Annotated in this window: 1 pseudogene; it reads right to left on the bottom strand. The window is 36.7% G+C overall.

The features are described 5' to 3' along the window. Positions 1-68: 68 nt before the first annotated feature. Positions 69-532 (bottom strand): annotated as a pseudogene (locus tag BK820_RS14960) (IS3-like element ISAcsp5 family transposase); the annotation flags it as partial.

Raw genomic sequence — 532 nt, 5'->3', positions numbered from 1 at the left:
ATGTGGTTCCGTTAATTAGACCACTCAATTCAGTTTTATAAGTGATAAATCCGCTCTAAATATTTAAATTATGCTGCCATTACTTTTAGTAAATGTTGATCATAAAATTCATTTGGTGTTGCCTTATTCAAACTTGAATGAGGACGTATCATGTTATAAAAATCCAAATATTCAGCAATTGATTGTTTCGCTTGTTTAACCGTATCGTAAGCCTTCAAATAGACTTCCTCATGCTTCACGCTGCGCCATAAACGCTCAATCATCACATTATCCATCCATCGTCCTTTCCCATCCATACTGATACGGATATTTCGCAATTTTAACTCATTCAAAAATGCCTCGCTTGTGAATTGACTGCCTTGGTCTGTATTAAATACCTCTGGACAACCATATTTCACAATTGCTTCTTGCAACGCATCTATGCAAAAGTCTGTTTCCATACTGATCGATACTCGATGAGCCAGTACTTTACGACTATGCCAATCTATAATTGCACACAGATAGACAAAGCCTTTAGCCATAGGAATGTACG

Origin of the sequence: Acinetobacter sp. LCT-H3, from assembly GCF_001866125.1 — a bacterium.
Classification (GTDB): Bacteria; Pseudomonadota; Gammaproteobacteria; order Pseudomonadales; family Moraxellaceae; genus Acinetobacter; species Acinetobacter schindleri.
The sequence above is the reverse complement of the archived record's forward strand: the minus strand, read 5'-3'. Positions and strand labels throughout refer to the sequence as shown.